Consider the following 24,192-nt stretch of genomic DNA (forward strand, 5'->3'; position numbering starts at 1 on the left):
CCGACTCGGGCACGTCGACCGCCCGTCCGGCGTAACCCTTTATGCTTCGCTCGTCGTAACGCCCCCAATGCGTCGGATCTACGAATCGAACGCCCTCCACCGCGACGACGAGGAAGCCCACGCGCCGTCGAAAAAGGAGCGACGGACCAAGCTTCAGGCGCTGCGATCGGTCCCGTCGTCGACGCTGAGCGACCTCCTGATCCCCCGACGGTTCCGTCACCTTCCGGTGTCGGTGTCCGTGGAGACGTCGGACGACGAGTACGAGGTCGGCGAGCCGGTCCCGTTCCGCGTGACCCTTCGCAACCGCCTGCCGGTGCCGATATCGATCCCGACCGTCTCCCCGCTCCTCTGGGAGTGGACCGTCGACGGCAACGTCGAGGCGGCCGAGGTCCCGATCCGAGACCCGCCCGACGAGGAAGGGCAGCTGTCGTTCGACCGCGGCGAACGCAAGGAGTTCCAAAAGCGGTGGGACCAGCTGTTCAGGGTCTCCGACAGCGAGTGGGAGCCGGCGGGAGTCGGAACCCACACCATCGGTGTCGCGATCAACGCGACGGACGCCGAGAAGCGCGGCCTGACCGACGAGACGACGGTGCGGATCGTCCGCTGATCCGCGCTTCCCGGACCGATCCGCCGATGACCCGGCCTTTTCGCCGCCGTCTTGTCGATCTAACGCCCGGTCTCGTCACTTTCGTCTGACCGGGTCAATTCCGCGCTCTCCGCCCGACCGTGCCGGAGGCAGCTGACGGTCCCGGTCGTTTGCCGCTCCGTTTCGCCCTCGGTCGGCCGGTCGACGGCCGCCGGCGTTTCGCGCTCGCAGACGCTGGGGAAGGCCGCGGCCAGCGTTTCGTCCGCGGCGTCGACGTCGCCGTCCGCGAGCCTCGCGGCCGCGTCGTCGACCGCGGCCTCCGCCTCGGGGTCGGGGAGTTCGGGCCCGAGAGCCGCGTCGGATCCGGCGGCGTCGCGGTGGCGTACGTCCTCTTCGCTCTCCCGGGCTTCTGGGTCGGGGGAATGCTCTTTTCGTTCACTGTCGACGGCCGACTGGACCCGCCGCCGTTCGTCTTCGAACATCTGCTCCCGATCGGACTAACGTTCGCCGCGCTGCTCGGCGGCTACGTCAGCTACTCCCGCGCTCACTCGCGGGAGTACGCCACGGCGGAGTTCGTCTCGCTCGTCAGGGCCAAGGGCGCGTCGGGGTACCGCGTCGCCGCCCACGTCCTTCGGAACGCCGCGATCCCGTTCTTCTCGATGCTTTTCACCGAGGCGCTGGGACTGCTCGTCCTCTCGACGTTCGTGATCGAGGCCCTGTTCGGCATCGAGGGCTTCGGACTCCTGTTGTTGCGGGCGGTCGCCGACCGCGACCTCCCGGTGCTGCTCGGCGGGACCGTCGTCGTCATCGGCGTCGGCGTGTTCGGGAACGTCGTCCAGGACATGGCGTACGGCTACCTCGACCGCGGGTCGAGATGGGCTGAGGACTCGCTCGGACCGGCCTACGGCGTGATGCCCGTGTCCTCGCCGGGCGTCGCGATCTTCTCCGGTTCGAGTTCGAGGATGTGTTCGCCGCAGCTCTCACACCGGATCGCGACCACCTCGTGGGCCATACAGCAGGACTCGACGGTGTCCGCGGTCGCGGCGACCTCGCCGCCGCAGACCGGACACGAGGACAGGAACGACCGGAGCGACTGGAGGATAGAGAGCCGCTGTTCGGCCGGCACGTCGAGCCACCGATCGGTGCGCTCGACGAGGGCGAGATGCGACGCCACGTCCGCGAGGTACGCGCCGTCGCCCGGCCACTTCCGAACGCGCCGCAGGACGGTCACCGCGGGGTACTCCCTGTCCTCGAAGGCGACGTCGTCCGGACTCACGCCGAACATCTCCGCGAGCGTCTCCGCCCGCACGTCCTCCCGTTCGAGCGACGAGACGCGCGACTCGACCGCCTCGGCGAAGCTCTCTTCGAAGACGAGGTCCGCGCCGTCGTCGGTCGGCTCGACGACGCCGATGTCGAGGAGGAATTCGGTCGGATCCACGGCGTTCTCGCGCTGGTCTTGAATCCGTTCCACCGTCTCGAACTCGGGTTCGTCGCCCGCGGGGGAGTCGTGGTCGGTCTCGTCCGTGGACCGGTCCTCGGACTCGTCCGCGGACTGATCGGAGTCGTCGTCCGCGGACCCGTCGGAAACTTCGGCGGCGGACCGCTCGGCGACCTCGCTCGTCCCCTCGGCGGTCCGGTCCGCCTCGAACGTGGTCACCGTCACCTCGTCGGACCCTCCCGTCGACGCCCTCTCCCACCCGTCTCGGGGGCCTTCGGGGGCCTTTCCGAACAGGCGGAGCACGCGGTCGGGGAGGTACCGCTTCGTGAGTTCCGGCGTTCCGGGGACCAGGTAGCCTCGGTAGTAGATGCTCCCTAGCGACGCGACCAGCACGGCCGCCGCGACCACCGGCCCGAACACTGCGGCCGCCGCGGTCAGCGCCGCGGCGAGGACCACGTTCAGCACGGTACACGGGACGCAGCGGTTCTCCCCGGTGTACTCCGGTTCGCGGATCCTGTCTCGCAACGACGTGCCACGGGAGCTCATACCTAGGGATACCCCCGGAGCGACAAAAGCAGATGGTATCTCGGATCACACCACCCGTAGACCGCCCGCAGGCCCCCGCAGACCGCCCGCCGACGGGACTCGTTCTCGGTCAGTCGCGGGCGTCGCCCGGCTCCTCGCGTCGCGTGGACTCCGCGCCGCGAGCGTCGGAGTCGCGGCCCTCGGTGGCCTCCAGTCCATCGGTCCCGGACGGACGCCCGGCCGCTCGATCGTCGATAGAGCGTTCGTACCGCTCGATCTGCTCCACGTGAAGCGAGTGGATCATGTCGGCGAGGACGCCGAACACGAGCAGCTGGATCCCGAGGATGATCGCGCCGACCGCGCCGACGGCGATCACCTCGTGGCTGACGCCGAACGCGAGGTACCGATACAGCACGAACGCCGCCATCGCCGCCCCCGACGCCGTCGACGCCACGCCGGCGCTGCCGAAGTAGAACAGCGGGTTGTTCGTCTTCGCCTTGCGGTACAGCTCCAGGAAGATCACCCCGCCGTCCCGGATCGGGTGGAGGTTCGTCGCCGAGCCGCCGGGCCGTTCTCGGTACGTGATCGGTACCACCGTAACCGAGAGGCGATTCTTCACGCACTCGACGGCCATCTCGGTCTCGATCCCGAACCCGTCCGCGGTGAGATGGAGGCGCTCGAACGACTCGCGGGTGAACGCCCGGTATCCCGAGAGGATGTCGCGGTAGTTCTTGCGGTGGATCGCCCGGAACGCGAGGTTGATCACGCGGTTCCCGATCCGGTTCAGCCGCGTCATCGCCCCGGAGCGCATGTCCGCGAACCGGTTCCCGATGACGTGGTCGGCGTTGCCGTCGAGGAGGGGATCGAGCATCGCCGCAGCGTCCGCGGCGTCGTAGGTCGCGTCGGCGTCGGCCATCAGCACGTACGACGCGTCCACGTGGTCCCGGACCGCCTCCCTGACGGCCTGTCCCTTCCCGCGTCCCGACTGTTCGACGACGCGCGCGCCGGCCTCTCGGGCGACGGACCGCGTTTCGTCCGTCGAGCGGCCGTCGATCACGAGGACCTGCTCGAAGCCGGCGTCGCGGAAGTCAGTGACGACGCGTGCGACCGTCTCCGCCTCGTTCATCGTCGGCAACAGGACGCAGACGTCGTCGTACTCGCTCATCAGACGAGCGATCACCCGGGAGTCGGTAAACTCTGTCCTTCTCGGCCGTCACGGACTCCCGATTCCGGTGGGCGGCCCTCGTCCCGGCGTGGCCACCCACACGCTCATGTATGAGAGCGATGATCATGGTTGTATGTCTCATCCATCGACCGAACAGATCGACGAGCTCCTCAGTGCGACCCGCACCGCGACGGGCGACGAACTCCGGAGTCTCACGTACTTCACCGAAGACGACGTCGAACAGCTGTACCTCCGTAGCGACCTGAGCCGAACCGCGGACCTGATCGGCTTCGCGGAGAACGAGCGACAGGGATTCCGCGCGCAGTCGCTGTACGCGAACACGCAGCTCGGAGACTACCGGTTCACCGTGCGCGTGTTCGAGAACGGATACCTCACCCGAGTGATCGCCAACGGCCACGGCGCGTGGCTGACGACCGACTCGATGGAGATAGACCGGTTCGAGGAGCTGGCGAGTGCCCTCGCGACGATCCTCCGGTCGTTCGACCCGGCCTGACTCGACCCCGAGTTCGGTGCGACCGCGGGAGCCGACCGGGCCTCACCCGAGGTGGCTCTCGAACTCGCCGACCAGCTCCTCGGCGTCGACGGGCTTCGTCACGTAGCCGTCGGCACCCGCCTTCACCGCCTCCATCATCTTCTCCTGCTGGTCGACGCTCGTACACATCACGATCACCGCGTCCGGCCAGCGGTCCTTGATCGCGGCCGTCGCCTCGATCCCGGTCATCTCCGGCATCACGACGTCCATCGACACCGCGTCCGGCTCGTACGCCTCGAAGAGTTCCACCGCCTCTGCGCCGTTTTCCGCCTCGCCGACGACCTCGAACCGGTCCGCCAGCGCGTCCCGGACGACGGTCCGCTGGAAGGAGGAGTCGTCGACGACGAGTACCCGCTCGGTCATACCCGTTATCCCCGCCTGACCGATATAAGCGCGCGGATCGTTCGCCATCGGAGCGGTCGTTCGTCGTCGACGTGATCCCTCGTCGCCGACCCCCGCCGTTTCGGTCGCTCACACCGACACACGGGGATCGGCGCGTGCGGTTCCCCCTTGTATATTCGATAAAGCATATAATGAACATGGGAACAACGTTAAGGTCTATCCCGCGATATGTTCGCGCATGGAAACGCGGAAAGTCCAACGGTTGGGGCCGTCGACGCTGGCGATGACGCTCCCGGCCGAGTGGGCGCAGGAACACGGCGTGAACAAAGGCGACGAGGTGTCGCTGCGGATGGGGGGAAAAGGGACGCTTACGGTGCTGCCCGAGTCGGTGAGCAGCGAGGAGTCGGAGGCGGTGATAAACGCCGACGGACTCGACGCGCGCTCGCTCGAACGCGCCATCGTCGCGCAGTACGTGCTCGGTCGGCGCGTGATCCACGTCCGCAGCGAGGGGACGCTCGACAGCGAGCACATCAACGCGGTGTACAAAGCCGAGACGCAGCTGATGGGTCTCGGCGTCATCGAGGAGACGCCGGAAGACATCTCGATCCGCTGTTCGGTCGACCCCGAGGACTTCACCCTCGACAACCTGCTCGAACGGCTGGAGAACACCGGGTCGACGATGCGCGGCGAGGCCGTGAAGGCGCTCGCGCACGGTAACCCCGACCTCGCGCAGCGCGCGCTCAACCGCGAGCGGCAGGCGAACAAGATATTCGTCCTCCTGCTCCGGCTCATCTTCACCGCCTACCAGAATCCGAACCTCGCCCGCGCGGTCGGCCTCGAAGAGGGCTTCCCGCTCATCGGCTATCGCTCGGTCGCGAAGAACCTCGAACTCACCGCGGACAACGCGGAAGACATCGCCGAGATCGTGATGGAGGCGGACGGCCACACCCTCGACGTCGACAGCGCGACGATGCGCCAGATCCGCGAGTTCACCGATCAGGTCGACGAGCTGACCGCGCTCGCGGTCCGCGCCGTCGTCGAGCGCGACTACGACCTCACCGTCGAGTGCCGCGACCTGTTCTCGCGGCTCGAAGACCGCGAACAGGAGATCCTCGACGAACTCCCGAACGACCTCGACAACGAAACGCTGCTGATGACCCGCGAGGTGCTCGTCAGCCTCCAACACACCGCGGAGTACGCGATGCGGAACGCCGAGATCGCGGCGAACCTCGCGCTCAACGAGGAGTCCGATCACGTCGAGATCATCTGAGGGGACGGCGGTCTCGGTCCCCGTCGCCCGCTTCGCATGAACTAAGTGGTCCCCCGCGAAGCGGTTCGTATGAGCGAGGGTTCCATCGAATCGGACAAGGAGGTCGGCGTCGCGCTGGCGCTCGGTGCCATCGCGGTCGTCGGTGCCGTGGTGATGTTTGCGTACCCGGGACAGCTCGGAAAGGCGTGGGGATTCGCGGGCGCGTTCGTCTTCGCGACGCTCGCCGTCGGCGCGGTTCAGCTGTTCGACTGACCGACTCCCGGCCCCGGTACGGCTGCTGCCGGTTCGGCTCCTCTCCACGGGGGCGATCGGCGTCCGTTCGGAAAAACGAGAAACCGTTAAGAGCGTCAGACACGTAGATACGCCAATGAGCGAGTACACCGAGGAGGAACAGCGGATCCTCGCGTACCTCACGGACAGCGTCACCCGTGGCGAGCGGTACGTTCGCTCGAAGACGATCGCCGACGCGATCGGTCTCACCGCCAAACAGGTGGGGTCGCGGCTCCCCCGTCTCGCCGAGAAGTCCGACGACGTCGACATCGAGAAGTGGGGCCGCGCCAAGTCGACGACCTGGCGCGTGACGCCGGACGGGTGAGGCCCGCCCGCCGCGTTCCTCGTCTCCGACTCCGTCGACGCGCATTTTTAACCCCCGTAGCCCCAAACGGGATCGTATGACCGTTCGAGTCTCCCGGACGTTCGAGTTCGATGCGCCGCCGGCCGACGTGTGGGCGTTCATCTCGGACGCGGAGCAGCGCGCGGGCGCTATCAGCGTGGTCGACTCCTTCGAGGTTCACGACGACGGGAGCGCGACGTGGCACGTCGCGCTGCCGATACCGATGATCCGTTCGACCATCGACGTCGAGACGGAGGACGTCGAGCGCGACCCCCCGAACCGGGTGAAGTTCGTCGGGAAGTCGCGGGCGTTCCGCGTGACCGGCGAACACGAGATCACCGAGACCGACGACGGCGGCTGCCGACTCGCCAACGAGTTCGTCGTCGACGGGCGGCTCCCCGGCGTCGAGTCCTTTTTCAAGCGGAACTTCGACGCCGAACTGGACAACCTCGAAGCCGCGCTCCGCGCCTCGCTGGCCTCGCCGGCATGAGGCTCGCAGGGGTCCAGCTGGCGGTCGAGGGCGGTGCCGTCGAGGAGAACGTCGACCGCGCGCTCGACCGGATCGAAGCGGCCGCCGACGAGGGGGCGGACCTCGTCGTTCTCCCCGAACTGTTCGACGTCGGTTACTTCGCGTTCGACTCGTACGGCCGGGCCGCCGAGAGCCTCGCCGGCGACCGCCTCGCCCGGTTCGCCGCCGCGGCCGACGAACACGGCGTGGCGGTACTCGCTGGGACGGTCGTCGAGGACCTGTCGGCGTCGGCCGCGGACGGGATCGACGTGCCGGCGGAGTCCGGCCTCGCGAACGCCGCGGTGCTGTTCGACGCCGACGGCGAGCGTCGCCTCGTCTACCGGAAGCGACACCTGTTCGGGTACGGCTCCGAGGAGACGGACCGGATGGTACCCGGCGAGCGGACGCCGGTGACGGAGGTCGCGGGCGTCACGCTCGGCGTGACGACCTGCTACGACCTCCGGTTCCCGGAGCAGTTCCGCGAGATGGTCGACCGCGGCGTCGAGTGCGTGCTGGTGCCGAGCGCGTGGCCGTACCCCCGGATCGAACACTGGCGGACGCTCGGTCGCGCGCGGGCCATCGAGAACCTCGCGTACGTCGCCGCCGTCAACGGGAGCGGTCGCTTCGGCGGCGACGCGCTCTGCGGACGGAGCGCGGTGTACGACCCGTGGGGGACCGCGCTCGCGTCGGTCGGCGACGACCCCGGAGTCGTCACCGCGACGGTGGATTCCGACCGGGTCGCCGCGGTCCGCGAGGAGTTCCCGGCGCTCCGCGACCGTCGGTGAGTTGCTCCCCAATCGTCGGTGAGCCGCCCCGAGGCGGGTAACGGGGCGGTCTCGGCGTTTCGGCTCTGAACGACGGGAGCGCCGCGACCGGATCTCACATATTTATACCTGTGAGGCACGTACGTTCGGTCGCCGAAGTCCGACGCTTTTCTCGTTGGAGTTCGGCGTTAACAATCCGCGCGCCCGTCCCGACCACCCGGGCGGCGTCGCCGACGACAGCCTGGGGGTCCGCTGTCCGGCCGCCGCCCGCCCGCCTCCCACCACCTCTCCGTTCGCCTTTCGCCCACCCCTTTCCGCTTCCTCCCGTTCCGATAGTCCCGCATTCCGCCTCGTTCCGTATCCTGTCCCGTTCCGCACTTCGCCTCCTTCCGCGTTTTCTCCGGTCCGTCGTCTGTCGCTCGTCACCGTTATCGATCGTCTCGTCCTGCCGAGGCGAGTTCGTTCGGGGACGACGCGGTCGAAGCCTCACTGTCTCGTCGGGAGTATCTATACCGATAATTTGGCCGGTACGTTCTTATCTCCGACGCCGGAGAAAGCAAACGCCGCGGACGAATCCGACCGGCCCCATCCCTTTCGGGGCGGGCCGCTCGGCCACTCGCTTCCACCGTCCGTCGTCCGCCGGCTCGGGTTCGGGCCCACCCGCTCCCACACCGAGTCCGGACCCGTTTCTGTCACGCCTCTCACCCCGCCAGCAGCCGACGGTGTCGGCGTTCGCGGCCCGGAAGCGCAAGGACGAAACCCCCGGCCGCCGAACCGGCGGTCGAATGTTCCCCCGCGAGTACCGCGGCGTCGCCTTCGTGGTCGGGCTGTTCCTCGCCGTCCAGCTGGGCGCGCTGGCACTTGTCCCGGAGTTCGTCGACAGCGGCTATCAGGCGGTCGAGAACCCCGACAACCCGGCGAACAGCCTGCTGTACGTCGTCGCCATCGTCGCGATGACCGGGCTGATGCTCGCGGCGTTCCGCTACGACCTCGACGGGGCGATCCGCCTGCTGATCGTCGGCGTCTCCGCGTACCTCTCGTGGTACGTCTTCTCCGCGCTCGTGTCGCCGCTGGCGGCCGCGGTGCCGGCGCTCGCGGTCGGGGCCGGCCTCCTCGTCCACCCCGAGTGGTACGTGATAGACACCGCGGGGGTGTTGATGGGCGCGGGCGCGGCCGGGCTGTTCGGCATCTCGTTCGGCCTGTTGCCCGCGCTGCTACTGCTCGCCGTCCTCGCCGTCTACGACGCCATCTCCGTGTACGGGACCGAACACATGCTGTCGCTCGCCGAGGGAATCATGGACCTCAACATCCCCGTCGTGTTGGTGATCCCGCTGTCGCTGTCGTACTCGCTGCTCGACGGCGAGACCGCGAGCGAGGAGGCCGCCGGGGTGGGCGAGGAGGCCGCCGGGGCGGATAACGACGAGGAGTCGGACGCGGACCCCGCCGAAGCTGGCGACCCCGCCGAACCTGACGATCACGCCGAACCCGGCGACCGCGACGCCTTCTTCATCGGGCTGGGCGACGCCGTCATCCCGACGGTGTTGATCGCGAGTGCCGCGACGTTCTCGTCGGCTCCGAACCTCGCGGTCCCGCTTTTGGGGGTGAACCTCCCCGCGCTGCTGGCGATGGTCGGGACCCTCGTGGGGCTGCTCGTCCTCATGCGGTGGGTGATTCAGGGCCGCCCGCACGCGGGCCTCCCGCTGCTGAACGGCGGTGCGATCGGCGGCTACCTGATCGGGTCGGTCATCGCCGGCGTGCCGCTGATCGAGGCGCTGGGGCTCGCGGCGTTCTTATAAGTCGATTCGGGCGTAGGGTTTCGGTCGGCCGCGGGAGCCGTCAAAAACCCGGCTGCTCGCTACGACACAGTTGCTGCCGAGAACACGACCGGCGAAGCCTCGGTCGCTTGCTACGACACAGCCGCTGCCGAGAACACCACCACCGAAGCCCCAGCCGCTCGGCTGTACGTAGTCACTTCTCATAAATCGCTGATCAATACGAATATCATCGAAGCCCCAGTCGCGAGGCGGGCGCATGCTCGCTGTGCGCTTCAGTCGCTCGCGTTGCTCGCTCCTTCCAGTGCTTGCGTCGCCTGCGCCCGCCTCGCGACTGCCCCTTCGAGTCCCACCCCGCACCGCAACCGCACCTCACGCCTCCCCAGCCTCGTCGGCGGCTCCCGTTGGTCGCCGCCGACTCCCTCGCGCGGCGCTGTCTCGCGCCCTTCGGGCGCTCGCAGGCGCGCGCCACCGCAGAGGGATTTATGAGTCGTCGTCAGCGGGATTTCCGTCGCGCATCTTCACGGCAACGCCGGAGCCGAGCTGTTCGGCCTCCGCACCCGAGAGTTCGGCGCGGCCGACGCCGAATATCGCGTCCGTCTCGTCGACGACGAGCACCTCGTCGCCGGGTCGGATCCCGTCGTCGGCCGCGGTGACGAACTTCGCGAACGCGTCGCGCCCCTCGCGCACGAACGGCTCGCTCTCCTCGCCGACGACCATCCGGTGTCGCGGCTCGGGGAACGCGTCGTGGATCCGCTTTCCGCCCGCGAGGCCGAGCGTGAACCGGCCGTCGGTGCCGTACGAGACGAGGCGGTCGCCCTCGCTGCTGCCGGGCGTGTCGTCGACGTCGCCGTCGATCACCTGCCGCGGGCGGCCGCCGCTCGACCGGCGCACCGTGAGGGGGTCGTCCGGCGGGAACAGGGCCTCGCCCGCGCCGGCCCCGAACTGATAGTCGGCGGCGGTCCGCAGGTCCGCGAGCGTCTCGGCGTCGGTCATGCCCGCGATACCGACCGCGCGCCCAAAGCGGTTGCGACACCGTCCGGCGTCAGCGGCGCTGGGGACCGCACCTCAGCCGAGTGCGGGGTACGCCGCGGCGACCCCGTCGCGGTCGACGCGCCACCGGTCCGCGATCGCTCGGTACGCGGTCGGGTCCGCGGCCGAGTCGGCGGGGACCCCCTCGGGCGGCGACGCCCGGAGCGCCTCGGCCAGCGCCTCGCGGTCGACCCCGGCCGCCGCGTCGGACTCCCCGGCGAGCAGGTCCGCGATCCGGTCGGCCGCGGTGACGACCGCCTTCGCGCCCTCGATCCGACGGCCGAGGTCGAGGGCCGCCGTCAGCCGGTCGGCGGCCGCGGCGGCGTCGCCGCGCGCGGCGGCCGCGGCCCCCAGCGACGCGAGCGCCTCGGCCTCGACCTGCGTGAACCCGCCCTCCCTCGCGGCGTCGACCGCCGACCGCAGCGCCGTCGTCGCGGCGTCGGGATCCCCCCGAGCGAGCGCCAGCCGTCCGCGGACCCGGTCCGCCTCGGCGAGCCGCTTGTGGCCGGCGTGATCGTCGAGCAGCGACGCGGTCCGTTCCGTCCAGCGCTCGGCCGTGGAGAGGTCGCCGCGGTCGATCGACACCTCCGCGAGAATCGCGGTCACCATCGCGCAGCGCGCGTCGGCGTCGAGCGCGTCGAGGCGGTCGAGCGCGGCCGTCAGGAACCGCTCCGCCCGGTCGAGGTCGCCGCCGAGGGACGCCGCGCTGCCGAGGTGGCTCAGCGCGAACGCCTCGTACATCTCCGACCCGACCCGCTCGGCGACCACGCGCGCCTCCGACGCGCGGGCGACTGCCTCGCCGACCGCGCCGCGCTGCTCGGCGACCGCCGCGAGGTTCAGCAGGGAGATGGCCTCGCGGTGTTCGTCGCCGACCGTCCGGTAGCCGTCGAGCGCGCGCCCCGCGGTTCGCACGGCGGCGTCGAGGTCGCCGCGCCGCCGTAGCGCGACCGCGAGGTTCGTCCTGACGTTCGCCTCGCCGTGGGTGTCGTCGTGCGCCCGGAACAGGTCGCCGGCGACGCGGTAGTGGTCGAGGACTGCGTCGGTGCCGTCGAGGGCGTCGAGCGCGTTGCCGACGTCCATCAGCGCCTTCGCCATCCCGATGGGGTCGCCGGCCCCGGCGGCGATGGCGTACGCCCGCGACGCCGCCTCGTAGGCGGTCTCGTAGTCGCCGTCGAAGTGCGCCGCCTGCGCTCGCCCCCTGACCGCCGCCGCGAGTCCCGTGCGGTCGCCCGCGGCCGCGAACAGTTCCTCTGCCCGCTCGAACCGCTCTCGCGCCGCGTCGTACTCGCCTCGGCGGCGCGCCACGTTACCGTACCCTCGCTGGCGCTCAGCGGCTCCTCGCTCGTCGGCCGGCCGCCACGCGTCGAGCGCCTCGGTCGCGCCGTCGAGGTCGCCGGCGTCGACGTACATCCGCGACACCCACTCCGGCGGGCGGTCGCGCAGGTCGTCCGGGCACGCCGCCGGGAGGTCGATCCAGGCGTAGCGGACGCGGCCGTACAGCGCCGCGAGCCGAGGATAGCGCCGACCGACGCCGAACACCGCTCGAACCGTCTCGGCCGCCCACGCTCCCGGATCGCGCTCGATTCGGTCTATCGCCGGCGCGTCCCCGCCGACGGCCCGTCGGACCCGAGCGCGACGCGCCGGGTCGTCCGCAAGCGCGAGTACCCGCGAGACGGTCCGCCCGACGCGCCGCGCGACGACCGGCTCCGGCTCCCGCGCCACCAACTGCTCCAAGAACAGCACCGACCACTCGTCGTGGACGGTGCGGTACTCCCCGTCGCCCGACGCGACGAGGGCCGTGCCGGTAAGCCGGTCGAGCCCCCGGCGAACCGACTCGACCGTCGGCGACGGATCGCCGTCCGCCTCGTCCGAGACGCCCCGGTCCGGGCCGTCGACGAGCGCGTACGCCAGCGTCCGAACGTCGCTCACGCCGGCGACGTTGAGGAGGTTCACCAACACCGCGACGTCCGCGGTCGGCGGCGGGCGGCTCTCGACCTCCCGGACCGCCTCCGCGACCGCGGTCTCCAGCCCGGAGGTCGGCTCCGCGTCGTCCCCGGCAGCGGTATTCCGGGTCACCTCGTCGAGGTCGGTCTCTCCCGCCCCGTCGGTCGCGCGGACGAGGCGGTGGACGAGACACAGCAGCTCGCCGACGCGCTCGTCGTCGACCCGGCGCACGTCGGCGAGCAGCGACTCCGGATCGGCGGCCGGGACCGACCCGGTAACGTCGGCGACGTGGCGGACGAACCGCTCGACCTCGCGCTCGTCGAGCCGGGGGATCCGAACGGTCTCGATCGCCCGCCGGTAGCGGAGGTCCGCGGGGGAGAGCGGGAGGCCGTCGGGGTCGTCGTACGGCTCCTCGCGGGCGTCGAAGAGGAACGAGACGTCGTCGCAGTCGGCCAGTTCGCGGGCGACGCCGACCGCCTCTGCGGCCCCCGGGTCGACGGCGTCCTGGACGACCACGAGGTGGTGGCCGTCGCCCTCGGTGACGCGCTCCCGCAGCCGCTCGGTGGCGGTGAACGCCTCGCCGCCGCCGCTCGCGCGGTACGTCACCGGGCCGCGTCCCGACCGATACCACTCGACCGCGACGCTCCGACAGACGGTGCTCTTCCCGCTTCCCGGCGGTCCGACGAGCGCGTGGTCGGTCCCCTCGGAGAGCCCGTCGACGAGCAGTCCGGCGATCGAGCGCCGCTCGCCGTCGCGCACCGCGGTCCTGTCGAGGACGTACCCCGCGTCGACCTCCGGGAACGACGCCGTGGCGCGGAGCGGCCCGTGCGGATCCGGGTCCCCGGCGAGCCGGTCCTCGTCGACCGCGTGAAATCCCTGTGCCGAGAGCGTATCACGCCCTCGCTCGTCCGATCTCGGGCGTCCGAAAAGCGCACCGTCGCCGTCGCTTCGCTCCGCGCTCGCTCCGCCGTCTCGGCTCGCGGTCTCAGCCGCGTCCGCGTTCGTGTCCATGTTCGCGTCCGCGTCTGCCGTCAAGCCGTCGGCGTCGCCGTCGCGGGAGTCACCTGCCGCCGGTCCGTCCTCGGTCGCGGGCGTTGCGGCGCGGTCCACCGCCGAGATCGCCTCGCCGCCGTCACGCCCCCGGCCGATCAGGTCGCGCACTCTCGTCTCCGCCCACGCGAGCGCCTCCGGGTCCGTCGACGACGCCGCCCCGTGGAGCGTGCCGTCGTCGTCGAAGACGAGGAGGAGGGCGACTTCGTCGGCCGCGACCACCCCGACGTCGACGCCGCCGACCGACGCGATCCGACACCCCTCGCGGCGCGCGACCGCCCCGAGGTCGTCCGCGAATCGATCGGCCGCGTGCCGGTACGCCCGCTCCGCCAGCGCGAGGTCGACGGTCCCCTCGCCGACAGCGGTCCGTCGGAGCCGCTCCGCGACCCGAGGGTAGGGGAACGCCGGGAGGGCGGCGGCGACCGCGTCGGCGTCGGCGAGCGCCTCGTCGAGAACCTCCAGCGGTCGGTACGGGTCCGGAGCCGCGGCCCGATACGTCTCTGCGCCACGGAATATCGCGGGCGAGACCTCCGCGTTCGCCCCGAGCGGGTCGAGCACGTCGCCCGCGGCCGCGAGGTCGTCGGCGACCGTGAGGAACTCCCGGTACCCGTCCGCGAGCAGTCGGCCGGGGAGCGTCGTCCGGTACCCGTCCGTCTCGCCGGCGACGAGCCCCGCCGCCTCCAGTTCGTCTATCGCGCGGTTCACCGTCGACCGAGAGTGGCCCAGCGCGTCGACGAGTTCGTGTTTCCGCAGCGGCTCCGCGGCGAGCCGTTCGAGGAAGTCGAGGCGGCGTTCGACGACGCCCACGAGCTCCGACGGCTCCGTCATACGTCCCCCCGCACCACACCCACCGACATAACTGTTTCCTCACTGACGGCTCCCCTCGCGGGGTGACGCAGTGTTCCACGGGGTGAGAATAAGGCGGATCGGGCCGCAGTCGAGCCCATGACCGGGAATCGCACGGAGGAGGGCGACGGGACGGAAGCGACGAACGAGCGCGGCGAGACGGACGCCCCCGGTCGTTCCGGACCCGTTGACGGCGTCGACTCCGGCGGCGAGCGGTCCGGACCGGACGCCGACGGTCCTGCGTCCGCCGCCACCGAGCGATCCGGAGCGTCAGTCGAGAACCCGACGAGCCGCACGGAGCGGGCGGTCGCGGCGGCGCGGACGGCGGCAGACGACCTGGCCGCGTGGGACCCCGACGACGTCGACGGACTCGTCCGCGCGGTCGGCGAGCGGCTGGCGGACAGGGAGACGATTAGCCGGCTCGCGCGGTCGGCGGCCAACGAGACGGGGCGGGGGCACCCGGGAACGAAGGCCGAGAAGGTCGCCGAGACGCTCGACGCGGCGCGACGGTCGCTCAGGGACGCGCCGACCGCCGGCGTGGTCGACCGCGACGGCGCGACGGGCACGGTGACCGTCGCCGGGCCGCTCGGCGTCGTCGGTGCGGCGGTCCCCGCGACGCACCCGGTCGTGATCCCCGCCGTCCTCTCGCTGTACGGGCTGGCGGCGCGGAACGCGGTCGTCTTCGCCCCCTCGCCGTCGACCGTGGAGACCTGCGACGTCGTCGTCGAGACCGTCCGCCGGGCCCTCTCCGAGGCCGGCGCGCCGACCGGCGCGGTGTCGATGCTGCCCGCGCCGGCCTCCAAGCCGGGGACGGACGCGCTGTTCGAGCGGGCGGACTTCGCCGTCGCGGCTGGGTCAGAGGCGACGGTCGCCGCCGGACAGCGCTGCGGGACGCCGAACGCCGCGACCGGCGCGGACGGGGTCGTCGCCGTCGCCGACGGGTCGGTCCCGGCCGCGGCCGTGGCGACGCGGGTGGCCGTCGGGGCGACCTACGACTTCGGCGCGCACCCCGCGGGCGACGCCGCGGTCGTCACAGTGTCGCCGGTGGTCGAGCCGCTGTGTTCCGCGCTCGGAGACGAGGGCGGATACGTCCTCGACGCCGCCGAGTGCGACCGCCTCCGGGCGCTCCTCGACGGATCGACCGGAGACGACCATGGGGGCGACGCCGGCGTCGTCGACGGCGAGATGGACCCGCGCGGGAACTCGCCGCGGTGGCTGGCGGCCGCGCTCGACCTCCCGAGCGCGGCCCGACGGGCGGCGTTCCTCGTCGTCGAGCCCGAGGGTGCCGACGACCCGCTCGCGACGCTGCCCGGGATCCCCGCGGTCGCCGTCCACGGCCGCGACGGGTTCGACGCCGCGACCGCGCTGGCGGCCGAGATCGGCGCGCCCCACGCGGCGGCGGTCCACACCACCCAACAGCGCCGCGCTCGCCGGGTCGCGGAGCGGCTCGCCCCCGGCCGTCTCGTGGTCAATCAGCCCGGGATCGCGGCGGCGGGCGTGCGGTCGAACGGGTTCGAGGCCGCGCCCGTGCTCGGCGGCGGCACCGCCGAGGGGAGCCAGCTGTGCGGCGGACTCACGCCCGGCCACCTCGCGCGGACGACGACTGTCGCCGCGACGAGCGTCGCTGACGAGGCCTCCCACCGGAACGGCGCGGGTGAGACGCTCCGCGGGCCCTGAGCCGGTCGGAGCCGTCCGGAATCCCGACTACAGCTCGATCCGGTCGACGATCGCCTCGTTGCCGTCGACGCCGTCGCTGTGGGTGTTGATAGCGACGGTCCGGACCTTCTCTTCGAGCAGCGACCCGTCGATCTTCGCCTTCAGCAGCGAGTCCACCTGATACACGCCCGCGGCGTTGTTCATTCGGATCACGACCTGGACCGGCGTCTCGTCGCCCTCGCGGAGCGAGACGCGCTCGATCGCCTGCGAGGAGACGGTGTTTATCCCGCGGCCGCCCTCCTCGTAGGGGACCCGCGAGCGGCCGCGCTCCATGTCGAGCCCGTCCGCGATCCGGACGACGCCGGCCTCCAGCGTCAGCGGCTGCTCCTCCGTGTGATGGCACAAAATCGCGTGGAGCACCTCGGCTTTCACGCGGACCTGCTCCGCCACGTCGTAGAAGGCGGGGAGCAGGTCGTCGAGTAAGTCCGCCGCGAGCGGGATCGAGTAGTACGGGTGGTCGTGGCGGTGGACGACGTGACCGATGTCGTGGAGCGTCGCCGCCAGCGCGACGATCACCGGCTCGTCCGCCTCGTCCAACCCCTGCTGGCGCGCGCCGTTGAACTCGACGCCGCCGGACTTGAGCAGGTCGTACAGCTGTAGCGCGCGGTCACGGACGATCTCGACGTGTTTGGTGCCGTGGTCGTTGTACCCCTTTCGGGCGACCGGATTCACGTTCTGGGCCTCCAGGTACGCGACGATCTCCTCGTCGGACAGGAGCCGCTCTAAGACCTCGTTGAGCCGTTCGTCGGGGAAGGCGTGGTCGGCGTCGGGGTCGTAGTGGCGGTCGGCGTCGGGGTCGATCTCGGCGTCGGCGTCGGCGACGTCGCCCGCCGTGGGGTCGCGCTCGTCGTCGGCTTGATCGGTCATAGCGTCGATGAGTGACGCTCGACGCTTATAAATCCGCGATCGGCGCGTCCGGTGTTCGCGTCGGTCCCGCGGTCGCCTGCGTCGGTCCTACCGTCGTCCCGACGCTTATTCCGCCGCCGACTGTTGGTCCGCATATGACGCTCGACGCCGAGCGCGTGTCGACCGTAACCTTCGACTCGTACAGCACGCTCGTGGACGTGGAGGCCGCCGAGGCGGCGCTCGCGGACCGCGTTCCCGACCCCGAGCCGGTGTCGCGGCTGTGGCGGTCGCGGTCGCTGGCGTACACGTTCGTCGCGAACGCGGTCGACGCCTACCAGCCCTTTTTCGAGATGAACCGGGACGCGCTGACGTACGCGCTGGCGGCGCACGGCGTCGACCTCCCGGCCGCGGAGCGCGACGAGATCCTCGCGGTGTACCACGAGCTGGAGGTGTTCGACGACGTGCGCGAGGGCGTCCGCAGGCTCCGCGACGCGGGCTACGACTGTTACGTCCTCTCGAACGGCGACCCGGAGATGCTGGCGTCGATGGTCGACCACGCCGACATCGCGGACCTCCTCGCGGACACGATCAGCGCCGACGAGGTGGAGACGTTCAAGCCCGCCGCAGAGCTGTACCGCCACGGCGCGGCCCGGACCGGCACCCCCATCGACGAGGTGGTCCACGCGACCGCCGGCTGGTTCGACGTGCTGGGCGCGCGCCACGCCGGGATGCAGGCGGCGTGGGTCGACCGGAAGGACACGCCGTGGGAGCCGTTCGCCGGCGACCCGGACGCGACCGTCGAGACGCTCCACGAGCTTGCGGACCTACTCGGGGCCTGATCCGGGGTGCGGCTCTCGACGAGCTACCGCGGCCGTCTGCGTCGCGCTCTACGCGGATCGGCGCGGCGCGCGTCTCGGAGCCGCCGGAGTCGGCGTCGCGCTGCTGGGGTGGCTCGCGGTCGAGGCGGTCGCCGGGTTCGACCGCCCGACGCTGTGGCTGAACCTCGCGACCGCGCTCGCGATCCTCGTGCTGACCGCCGGCCGGACCGTCCGCGCTGACCTCGGCGGACCGGCGGCCGACTGAGTCGCCCGCGCGGCAGTTTCGACCCGAGACACAATCTATAAACGCGAGACCGACAGATCGGTCGGTGTGACCCGACCCGCGTCCGCGCCCGGCTCGCCGACGCCACCAGCGACGCGGCTCTTCTCGAAAAAACGCGCGTGAGCCGTCCCCCGGCGGGAGTGGCGACCCCGTCCCGGACGACCCTCGACGCGCGCACAGGTCCGCTCACCGACCCGGACTCGCGGCAGCACCCATGACAGACACGACCACCACGACACCCTACGCGACGCAGGACGAGACGAACAGCGAAACGACGGACGCGCCCTTCGAGGGCGTCTACCCGGCGATGACGACCCCGTTCACCGAGGAGAACGCGGTCGACCACGAGCAGCTGGCCGAGAACGCGCGCTACCTCGAACGCGCCGGGGTCGACGGGGTCGTCCCCGTCGGCTCGACGGGGGAGTCGGCGACGATGAGCCACGACGAGCACGTCGCGGTGATCGAGACGGTCCGCGACGCGCTCGATGACATCCCCGTGATTGCCGGCACCGGCTCGAACAACACCGCCGAGGCGCTCTCCCTGTCCGAGCGCGCGGCCGACGCGGGCGCTGACGGCCTGCTGCTCATCTCGCCGTACTACAACATGCCCGAGCCGGCCGGCTTCCTCGAACACTACCGTACCATCGCCGACGAGGTCGACCTCCCGCAGATCGTGTACAACGTCCCGAGCCGCACGGGGCAGTCGATCCCGGTCGACGTCACCGTCGAACTCGCTGAACACCCGAACATCCGCGGGTACAAGGCGGCATCCGGCGACCTGAACCTGATCAGCGAGGTGATCGAACGCACCCGCGACGAGGCGTTCGCCGTGCTCTCGGGCGACGACGGGCTCACGCTGCCGGTCCTCTCGATCGGCGGCGCGGGCACGATAAGCGTCGTCGCCAACGTCGAGCCGGAGCGCACCTGCGCGATGGTCGGCGCGGCGCTGTCGGGCGACTACGACCGCGCGCGGGCGCTCCACCACGAGCTGTCGCCGCTCGTGCGCGAGCTGTTCGCCGAGACGAACCCGATCCCGGTGAAGGAGGCGATGCACCTCCGCGGCCGCGGCGGTCCCGGCGTCCGCCCGCCGCTCTCGCGACTCTCCGCGGACCGACGCGAGTCGCTCCGCGAGCTACTGGCCGCGTACGACGCGAGCGCACCCGGAGCCGTCGACCGAGAGCGCGTCGAGTCCGCGGCGCGGGGTGCCGAATGAGCGGCGACCCCCTCTCCGTCGCCGTCACCGGCGCGGGCGGTCGCATGGGCCGCGAGGTGCTCGCCGCCGCCGCCGACCGCGAGGGCGTCGCGGTCGCGTTCGCGGTCAACCGCAGCCCGGTCGAGCCGGTCGCGGGTGTCGCCGTCGAAGACGCCGACGATCTCGCCGACCTGCTCGCGAGCGAGGAGCCGGACGTCCTCGTCGACTTCACGGGGCCCGCCTCGGCGGTCGCGTACGCCGAGGCCTGCGCCGACGCGGGCGTCCCCCTCGTGACGGGGACGACCGGCTTCGCCGACGCGCAGCTCGACTCGCTCCGCGCGGCGAGCGACGCGGTGCCGGTCCTCAAGGCGTCGAACTTCGCCCGCGGCGTGGCCGCGCTCCGCCGGGCGGTCCGGGAGGCGGCCGCGGCGCTGCCCGGCTACGACGTCGAACTGACGGAGACGCACCACAACGCGAAGCGGGACGCCCCATCGGGCACCGCGAAATCGATCCTCGACGACGTGGAGGACGTGCGTGAGGACCTCGACGAGCGCGTCCACGGCCGCGAGGGCGACGCCCCGCGGAGCCCGGGAGAGGTCGGCGTCCACGCCCGCCGCGCCGGCGACGTGACCGGCGAACACGAAGTTCTTCTGGCCGGGAACCGCGAGACGCTCGAACTGACCCACCGCGCCGGCGACCGCGGCGTGTTCGCGGAGGGCGCGCTCGACGCCGCCGCGTGGCTCGCCGGCCGCGACCCGGGCTGGTACGGGTTCGGCGATGTGCTGGACGCGGATGGAGATGCCTGACACGCATACGCACATCGACGAGTAAATACCTATACTCATCCATACACCACCAAATGAGTCTCGAAGTCGACGTATCCGACCTCTGGAACCGCTATCAGGACGGGCTGACCGCCGCCGACGCCACCGACGAGGACGCAGCGGTCGTCGACGAGTTCCTCGCCGCCTTGGAGGCCGGCGAGGTCCGCGCCGCCGAGAAGACCGGCGACGACGTGACCTCGTGGGAGGCCAACGAGTGGGTCAAGCGGGGCATCCTGCTCAACTTCGGGCTGCGCGAGACCGAGGCGCGCGAGTACGGCGGCGTCACCTACCACGACGTGCTCCCGCTGCGCGACACCGCCGACCTCGGCGAGCGCGGCACCCGGAACACGCCCGACGGCACGACGATCCGGCGCGGCGCGTACCTCGGCAGCGACTGCATCATGATGAGTCCCTCGTTCGTCAACATGGGCGCGTACGTCGGTGACCGCACCCTCGTCGACTCCTGTGACACGGTCGGCTCCTGCGCGCAGTTGGGCGAGGACGTGAAGCTCGGAGCCAACACGCTGATCGGCGGCGTCCTCGAACCGGTCGAGGACGCGCCGGTCGTGATCGAGGACGGCGTCTCGCTGGGCGCGGGCTGCCGGGTCACCTCGGGCTTCCGCGTCGGCAAGAACTCGATCGTCGGCGAGAACACCCTTCTCACTCCCCGTATCCCCGTCTACGACCTCGTCGAGGAGGAGGTCCTCTACGGCCACCTCCCCGCCGAGCGCCGCGCGTTCACGCGGATGGTGGAGTCGTCCGTCGGCGACCACGACCTCTTCGAGGGCGGCGCGTACAAGCCCGCGGTCGTCGCGACCCACGTCGAGGAGGAGACGCTGGAGGCGACGCGCCGGGAGGACGCGCTCCGGGAATGAGCGAGAGCGACGCGGCCGCGGAGTCTCGGGCAAATCCGTCGGTCCGGCGCGTGAGCGACTGGGACGCCGCCCGCCTGCGCGACCTCGCGGCCGAACACGGGACCCCCCTCTACGTCCAGGACCTCGACCGGGTCCGCAGGAACTGCGAGCGCCTGCTCGCGGCGTTCCCGGACGCCGACGTGCGATACGCGGTCAAGGCGCACACCGGACGCGCCGTCCTGGAGGCGGTCCGCGACGCCGGACTCGACGCGGAGTGCGCCTCGGCGGGCGAGGTCGACCGCGCGCTCGCGGCCGGCTTCGACGGCTCGCGGCTCCACTACACCGCGGTCAACCCGCCCGCCCGCGACCTCGACTACGTCGTCAACGCCGCCGAGGCGGACCCCGACCTGACGGTCACCGCCGGCGCGGTCGACACTCTCGACCGCCTCGCCGAGCGCGGCTACGACGGCCGGGTCTGCGTCCGCGTGAACCCCGGCGTCGGCGCGGGCCACCACGAGAAGGTCACCACCGGCGGGGCCGCGAAGTTCGGGATCCCGTACGACCGCGCCGCGACGGTCGCCCGCGAGGCGGCCGAGCGGTTCGACGTGGTCGGGATCCACGCTCACGCCGGCTCCGGGATCGACCCCGACCAGTTGGACAGCCACCGCGAACTGGTGGCGCGGATGGGCGATCTGGCGCGGGAACTGATCGATCCGAGCGACGAGGAGACCGATCCGGTCGACCTCGAATACGTCGACGTCGGCGGCGGCTTCGGCGTCCCCTACGAGGAGGACGCCCCGCCGCTCGACCTGCCGGCGGTCGCGGCGGCGACCCGGGAGGCGGTCGCCCCCCTGCCGGCCGGCGTCGACCTCGCGATCGAGCCGGGTCGCTACGTCGTCGCCGACGCCGGCGTCCTGCTGACGCGCGTGAACACCGTGAAGCCGACGCCGACGGAGACGGTCGTCGGCGTCGACGCCGGGATGACGGACCTCCTGCGCCCGGCGATGTACGACGCGTACCACCCGATCCGCAACCTCGACGGCGGGCGGGAGCATGACGGAACCGACGGAGGGGCTGGAGACGACGCCCCCGCCCCCGAAGACCGGGAGGCAACCCCTGTCACGGTCGCCGGACCTATCTGTGAGACCGGCGATACGCTCTGTAGGAACCGAGCGCTCGCCGACCCGGTCCGCGGGGACCTCCTCGTGGTCGGGGTCGCGGGCGCGTACGGATACGAGATGGCGAGCCAATACAACTCACGACCGCGGCCGGCGGAGGTCGCGCTCGACGACGGAACCGCGACGACCGCCCGCCGCCGAGAGACGCTCGGCGACCTGACGACGGTCGAACGGGAGGCGATCCCCGACGGCGACCGAACGGGGTCGACTACCCACGACGACCGACCGGAGGCGGACCGATGAGCGTCCACGCCGTCCCGTTCGAGAAGTACCACGGCACGGGCAACGACTTCCTCGTGGTCGACGCGGCCGCCGAGGACGTCGGCGACCGCGCGGCGTTCGCCCGCGCGCACTGCGACCGCGAGACCGGCGTCGACGGAGCCGACTTCGAGGGCGAGAGAGGCGAGGAGCACGCCGGGCGACGCGGTGCCGACGGCGTTCTCTTTCTCAGCGTCGAAGAGCGGTTCGACCCGACGCGCGTCGTGATGACGCTGGTCCAGCCCGACGGCTCCACCGCAACGATGTGCGGCAACGGGGCCCGCGTCGTCGCGCGGTGGGCCCACGACCGGACCGGCGACCGCGAGTTCATGATCGACACGCAGGCGGGGACCCGACGCGCGACCGTGACCGCGGACGCGACCGCGGCCACCATCGAGATGGGCGAGCCGACGTTCGACCCCCGCCGCGTCCCGGTCGCTCGCGAGGGCCCTACCGCGGACGAGCCGCTGATCGACGAGCCGGTCGAGAGGCTGACCGTCACCGCCCTCAACACCGGCGTCCCGCACGCGGTCGCGTTCGTCGACGGCGGCCGCGACGACCCCAACGGGATAGACGCGGTCGACCTCGACGCGGTCGCGCCCCCGGTCCGACGCGCCGACGTCTTCCCGGAGGGCGCGAACGTGAACCTCGCCGCCGTCGTCGACGACGGGAGCGGCGACGGGCCGGCGGTCCTCGACCAGCGCACCTTCGAGCGCGGCGTCGAGGGCGAGACGCGCTCCTGCGGCACCGGCGCGGTCGCGGTCGTCGCGGCCGCTCGCCGGCTCGGACTGATCTCCGGCGACGCCGCGGTGAGCCGCCCGCCCGGCGGAGCGCTGGAGGTCACGGTGCCGGACCGCGGCCACGCCACCCTCACCGGGCCGGTCGCCCACGAGTTCTCGGGGACGCTCCCGGCCGATCCGCGATGAGTCGGAGGGACGGTACCGACCGCGACCGCGACTCCGACTTCGACCCGGCCTCGTTCCTCGAAGACGCGGTCCAGATTCCGTCCCACGAGTCGGTCGACGAGATGCGCGAGTTCGTCGTTGAGACGCTCGACCGACACGGCGCTGACCCCGCGATCGTCGCGGACGGCTGCGTCCTCGCGGAGAAGCGATCCCCAGCGCCCGAGAGCGGCCCGCACCTCGTGTTGAACACGCACCTCGACACGGTGACGCCGCACGTCCCCTTCGAGCGGGGCGAGGCGCGCGCGGACGAACGCGGGGGAGCCGCGTCGGGCGAGTCGGACGCCGCGGACGTGATCCGCGGGCGCGGGGCCTGCGACGCGAAGGGGCCGCTCGCGGCGCTCCTGTCGGGGTTCCTCGCCGCCGACCCCGACCGCGGTCGACTCACCCTCGCGCTCACGCCCGACGAGGAGGCGCTGTCGCTCGGCGCGGCGGCGCTGACCGGGCGGCTCCCGGGGACCGACGACCGGCTCGACGGCGACCTATACCTGGTCGGGGAGCCGACCGGACTCGACGCGTGTACCGCCGCGAAGGGGCGGTTTCAGGCGACCGTCGAGCTGTCGGGGACCGCCGCGCACGCCGCGGAGTTCGCCGGCGCGAACGCGGTTGCGGCCGCGGAGGACGCGCTCGCGGCGATCCGGACGTTCGACGCCGGGGCCGACGCCCACTCGCAGCTCGGCCCGCCGAAGCTCACGCCCACGGTCATCGAGGGCGGGGAAGCGACGAACCAGGTGCCCGCCGACTGCGCGATCACGGTCGACCGGCGGAGCGTCCCGCCGGAGGGAGCTGAGGGGTTCCGGTCGTCGCTCGCGGATGCGGTCCGGCAGTCGATCGCCGACGCCGCGGGCGACCG

The 24,192-nt window shown here is 71.7% G+C and carries 24 protein-coding genes and 1 pseudogene; 18 read left to right on the plus strand and 7 right to left on the minus strand.

Annotated features, from left to right (window positions below; all coding sequences use genetic code 11):
- The first annotated feature begins 67 nt into the window (after positions 1–67).
- Positions 68–607: a DUF7974 family protein gene (locus tag QOL69_RS12875; RefSeq protein ID WP_283403490.1), complete on the plus strand. Its 540-nt coding sequence runs from the start codon at positions 68–70 to the stop codon at positions 605–607.
- Positions 608–666: 59 nt separating this feature from the next.
- On the opposite strand, the gene QOL69_RS12880 is transcribed toward QOL69_RS12875, so the two are convergent.
- A complete protein-coding gene (locus tag QOL69_RS12880) occupies positions 667–1,068 on the minus strand; it encodes a hypothetical protein (protein WP_283403491.1) in 402 nt (133 codons plus the stop codon).
- Here QOL69_RS12880 and QOL69_RS17315 point away from each other — a divergent pair.
- Positions 964–1,398 (plus strand): annotated as a pseudogene (locus QOL69_RS17315) (ABC transporter permease subunit); the annotation flags it as partial. The gene QOL69_RS12880 and the pseudogene QOL69_RS17315 sit on opposite strands and share 105 nt — an antisense overlap.
- Positions 1,399–1,487: 89 nt before the next feature.
- On the opposite strand, the gene QOL69_RS12890 reads toward QOL69_RS17315, so the two are convergent.
- Together QOL69_RS12890 and aglJ are read right to left on the minus strand one after the other, a co-directional pair.
- Positions 1,488–2,570 carry a DUF8054 domain-containing protein gene (locus QOL69_RS12890; RefSeq protein WP_283403492.1) on the minus strand — a complete coding sequence of 361 codons (1,083 nt, stop codon included), beginning with the start codon at positions 2,568–2,570 and terminating at the stop codon, positions 1,488–1,490.
- Positions 2,571–2,679: 109 nt separating this feature from the next.
- Positions 2,680–3,714, minus strand: a complete 1,035-nt coding sequence (gene aglJ, locus QOL69_RS12895; protein ID WP_283403493.1) for an S-layer glycoprotein N-glycosyltransferase AglJ — start codon at positions 3,712–3,714, stop codon at positions 2,680–2,682.
- A gap of 133 nt (positions 3,715–3,847) precedes the next feature.
- Between aglJ and QOL69_RS12900 the strand changes: the two genes are divergently transcribed.
- Positions 3,848–4,228, plus strand: a complete 381-nt coding sequence (locus QOL69_RS12900) for a DUF7522 family protein (RefSeq protein ID WP_048077455.1) — start codon at positions 3,848–3,850, stop codon at positions 4,226–4,228.
- Positions 4,229–4,270: 42 nt separating this feature from the next.
- Here the strand turns inward: QOL69_RS12900 and QOL69_RS12905 are convergent, their stop codons facing one another.
- A complete protein-coding gene (locus tag QOL69_RS12905) occupies positions 4,271–4,630 on the minus strand; it encodes a response regulator (RefSeq protein ID WP_006629705.1) in 360 nt (119 codons plus the stop codon).
- Between the two features lie 217 nt (positions 4,631–4,847).
- Here QOL69_RS12905 and QOL69_RS12910 point away from each other — a divergent pair, with 217 nt between their 5' ends.
- From QOL69_RS12910 to QOL69_RS12935, 6 genes are all read left to right on the plus strand, one after another.
- Positions 4,848–5,879, plus strand: a complete 1,032-nt coding sequence (locus tag QOL69_RS12910) for a phosphate signaling complex PhoU family protein (protein ID WP_048077454.1) — start codon at positions 4,848–4,850, stop codon at positions 5,877–5,879.
- 69 nt (positions 5,880–5,948) lie between these two features.
- Positions 5,949–6,131, plus strand: a complete 183-nt coding sequence (locus QOL69_RS12915; RefSeq protein WP_283403494.1) for a DUF7525 family protein — start codon at positions 5,949–5,951, stop codon at positions 6,129–6,131.
- A gap of 115 nt (positions 6,132–6,246) precedes the next feature.
- Entirely contained in the window at positions 6,247–6,474 is a 228-nt protein-coding gene (locus QOL69_RS12920) for a DUF7123 family protein (protein ID WP_004598402.1), read from the plus strand.
- A gap of 76 nt (positions 6,475–6,550) precedes the next feature.
- Positions 6,551–6,982: an SRPBCC family protein gene (locus QOL69_RS12925; RefSeq protein ID WP_283403495.1), complete on the plus strand. Its 432-nt coding sequence runs from the start codon at positions 6,551–6,553 to the stop codon at positions 6,980–6,982.
- A complete protein-coding gene (locus QOL69_RS12930; protein ID WP_283403496.1) occupies positions 6,979–7,785 on the plus strand; it encodes a carbon-nitrogen family hydrolase in 807 nt (268 codons plus the stop codon). Before QOL69_RS12925 ends, QOL69_RS12930 begins: the two co-directional genes overlap by 4 nt.
- A 764-nt stretch (positions 7,786–8,549) precedes the next feature.
- On the plus strand, positions 8,550–9,560 hold the full coding sequence (locus tag QOL69_RS12935) for a presenilin family intramembrane aspartyl protease PSH (RefSeq protein ID WP_283403497.1): 1,011 nt from the start codon (positions 8,550–8,552) through the stop codon (positions 9,558–9,560).
- A 459-nt stretch (positions 9,561–10,019) separates the two neighbouring features.
- Here the strand turns inward: QOL69_RS12935 and QOL69_RS12940 are convergent, their stop codons facing one another.
- Entirely contained in the window at positions 10,020–10,532 is a 513-nt protein-coding gene (locus QOL69_RS12940) for a PUA domain-containing protein (RefSeq protein ID WP_283403498.1), read from the minus strand.
- 72 nt (positions 10,533–10,604) lie between these two features.
- Positions 10,605–14,390 (minus strand): transcriptional regulator FilR1 domain-containing protein, encoded by a 3,786-nt coding sequence (locus QOL69_RS12945; RefSeq protein WP_283403499.1) that lies wholly within the window; start codon positions 14,388–14,390, stop codon positions 10,605–10,607.
- A 117-nt stretch (positions 14,391–14,507) separates the two neighbouring features.
- Between QOL69_RS12945 and QOL69_RS12950 the strand changes: the two genes are divergently transcribed.
- A complete protein-coding gene (locus tag QOL69_RS12950; RefSeq protein WP_283403500.1) occupies positions 14,508–16,085 on the plus strand; it encodes an aldehyde dehydrogenase family protein in 1,578 nt (525 codons plus the stop codon).
- 27 nt (positions 16,086–16,112) lie between these two features.
- Here the strand turns inward: QOL69_RS12950 and QOL69_RS12955 are convergent, their stop codons facing one another.
- Positions 16,113–16,991, minus strand: coding sequence for an HD domain-containing protein (locus tag QOL69_RS12955; RefSeq protein ID WP_048077451.1), 879 nt, complete (start codon positions 16,989–16,991; stop codon positions 16,113–16,115).
- 134 nt (positions 16,992–17,125) lie between these two features.
- Between QOL69_RS12955 and QOL69_RS12960 the strand changes: the two genes are divergently transcribed.
- The 8 genes from QOL69_RS12960 to QOL69_RS12995 all read left to right on the plus strand — a co-directional run.
- Complete coding sequence (locus QOL69_RS12960; protein WP_283403501.1) at positions 17,126–17,809, plus strand: haloacid dehalogenase type II; 684 nt, start codon at positions 17,126–17,128, stop codon at positions 17,807–17,809.
- Entirely contained in the window at positions 17,787–18,053 is a 267-nt protein-coding gene (locus QOL69_RS12965) for a hypothetical protein (protein WP_283403502.1), read from the plus strand. Before QOL69_RS12960 ends, QOL69_RS12965 begins: the two co-directional genes overlap by 23 nt.
- A gap of 232 nt (positions 18,054–18,285) precedes the next feature.
- Positions 18,286–19,284: a 4-hydroxy-tetrahydrodipicolinate synthase gene (dapA, locus tag QOL69_RS12970; RefSeq protein ID WP_283403503.1), complete on the plus strand. Its 999-nt coding sequence runs from the start codon at positions 18,286–18,288 to the stop codon at positions 19,282–19,284.
- Positions 19,281–20,069 carry a 4-hydroxy-tetrahydrodipicolinate reductase gene (gene dapB / locus QOL69_RS12975; protein ID WP_283403504.1) on the plus strand — a complete coding sequence of 263 codons (789 nt, stop codon included), beginning with the start codon at positions 19,281–19,283 and terminating at the stop codon, positions 20,067–20,069. The genes dapA and dapB overlap by 4 nt, the downstream gene beginning before the upstream one ends.
- Positions 20,070–20,122: 53 nt before the next feature.
- Positions 20,123–20,962 carry a 2,3,4,5-tetrahydropyridine-2,6-dicarboxylate N-succinyltransferase gene (locus tag QOL69_RS12980; RefSeq protein ID WP_283403505.1) on the plus strand — a complete coding sequence of 280 codons (840 nt, stop codon included), beginning with the start codon at positions 20,123–20,125 and terminating at the stop codon, positions 20,960–20,962.
- On the plus strand, positions 20,959–22,362 hold the full coding sequence (gene lysA, locus QOL69_RS12985) for a diaminopimelate decarboxylase (protein WP_283403506.1): 1,404 nt from the start codon (positions 20,959–20,961) through the stop codon (positions 22,360–22,362). The genes QOL69_RS12980 and lysA overlap by 4 nt, the downstream gene beginning before the upstream one ends.
- Complete coding sequence (gene dapF / locus QOL69_RS12990; protein ID WP_283403507.1) at positions 22,359–23,303, plus strand: diaminopimelate epimerase; 945 nt, start codon at positions 22,359–22,361, stop codon at positions 23,301–23,303. The genes lysA and dapF overlap by 4 nt, the downstream gene beginning before the upstream one ends.
- Positions 23,300–24,192, plus strand: an 893-nt coding sequence (locus QOL69_RS12995; protein WP_283403508.1) for a M20/M25/M40 family metallo-hydrolase, incomplete at its 3' end; no start/stop codon positions are given. The genes dapF and QOL69_RS12995, both read left to right, overlap by 4 nt.

Origin of the sequence: Halorubrum sp. DM2, assembly GCF_901686465.1 — an archaeon.
Classification (GTDB): Archaea; Halobacteriota; Halobacteria; order Halobacteriales; family Haloferacaceae; genus Halorubrum.

Excerpts from the sequence above, each read along its gene's own strand:
- QOL69_RS12945 (WP_283403499.1), bottom strand. The coding sequence starts at position 14,390 with ATGACGGAGCCGTCGGAGCTCGTGGGCGTCGTCGAACGCCGCCTCGAC.
- dapB (WP_283403504.1), top strand. The coding sequence starts at position 19,281 with ATGAGCGGCGACCCCCTCTCCGTCGCCGTCACCGGCGCGGGCGGTCGC.
- QOL69_RS12920 (WP_004598402.1), top strand. The coding sequence starts at position 6,247 with ATGAGCGAGTACACCGAGGAGGAACAGCGGATCCTCGCGTACCTCACG.
- QOL69_RS12935 (WP_283403497.1), top strand. The coding sequence starts at position 8,550 with ATGTTCCCCCGCGAGTACCGCGGCGTCGCCTTCGTGGTCGGGCTGTTC.
- lysA (WP_283403506.1), top strand. The coding sequence starts at position 20,959 with ATGAGCGAGAGCGACGCGGCCGCGGAGTCTCGGGCAAATCCGTCGGTC.
- QOL69_RS12890 (WP_283403492.1), bottom strand. The coding sequence starts at position 2,570 with ATGAGCTCCCGTGGCACGTCGTTGCGAGACAGGATCCGCGAACCGGAG.
- QOL69_RS12925 (WP_283403495.1), top strand. The coding sequence starts at position 6,551 with ATGACCGTTCGAGTCTCCCGGACGTTCGAGTTCGATGCGCCGCCGGCC.
- QOL69_RS12915 (WP_283403494.1), top strand. The coding sequence starts at position 5,949 with ATGAGCGAGGGTTCCATCGAATCGGACAAGGAGGTCGGCGTCGCGCTG.
- QOL69_RS12880 (WP_283403491.1), bottom strand. The coding sequence starts at position 1,068 with ATGTTCGAAGACGAACGGCGGCGGGTCCAGTCGGCCGTCGACAGTGAA.
- dapF (WP_283403507.1), top strand. The coding sequence starts at position 22,359 with ATGAGCGTCCACGCCGTCCCGTTCGAGAAGTACCACGGCACGGGCAAC.
- QOL69_RS12950 (WP_283403500.1), top strand. The coding sequence starts at position 14,508 with ATGACCGGGAATCGCACGGAGGAGGGCGACGGGACGGAAGCGACGAAC.
- QOL69_RS12900 (WP_048077455.1), top strand. The coding sequence starts at position 3,848 with ATGTCTCATCCATCGACCGAACAGATCGACGAGCTCCTCAGTGCGACC.
- QOL69_RS12910 (WP_048077454.1), top strand. The coding sequence starts at position 4,848 with ATGGAAACGCGGAAAGTCCAACGGTTGGGGCCGTCGACGCTGGCGATG.
- QOL69_RS12930 (WP_283403496.1), top strand. The coding sequence starts at position 6,979 with ATGAGGCTCGCAGGGGTCCAGCTGGCGGTCGAGGGCGGTGCCGTCGAG.
- QOL69_RS12905 (WP_006629705.1), bottom strand. The coding sequence starts at position 4,630 with ATGACCGAGCGGGTACTCGTCGTCGACGACTCCTCCTTCCAGCGGACC.
- dapA (WP_283403503.1), top strand. The coding sequence starts at position 18,286 with ATGACAGACACGACCACCACGACACCCTACGCGACGCAGGACGAGACG.
- QOL69_RS12960 (WP_283403501.1), top strand. The coding sequence starts at position 17,126 with ATGACGCTCGACGCCGAGCGCGTGTCGACCGTAACCTTCGACTCGTAC.
- QOL69_RS12875 (WP_283403490.1), top strand. The coding sequence starts at position 68 with ATGCGTCGGATCTACGAATCGAACGCCCTCCACCGCGACGACGAGGAA.
- QOL69_RS12955 (WP_048077451.1), bottom strand. The coding sequence starts at position 16,991 with ATGACCGATCAAGCCGACGACGAGCGCGACCCCACGGCGGGCGACGTC.
- QOL69_RS12980 (WP_283403505.1), top strand. The coding sequence starts at position 20,123 with ATGAGTCTCGAAGTCGACGTATCCGACCTCTGGAACCGCTATCAGGAC.
- QOL69_RS12940 (WP_283403498.1), bottom strand. The coding sequence starts at position 10,532 with ATGACCGACGCCGAGACGCTCGCGGACCTGCGGACCGCCGCCGACTAT.
- aglJ (WP_283403493.1), bottom strand. The coding sequence starts at position 3,714 with ATGAGCGAGTACGACGACGTCTGCGTCCTGTTGCCGACGATGAACGAG.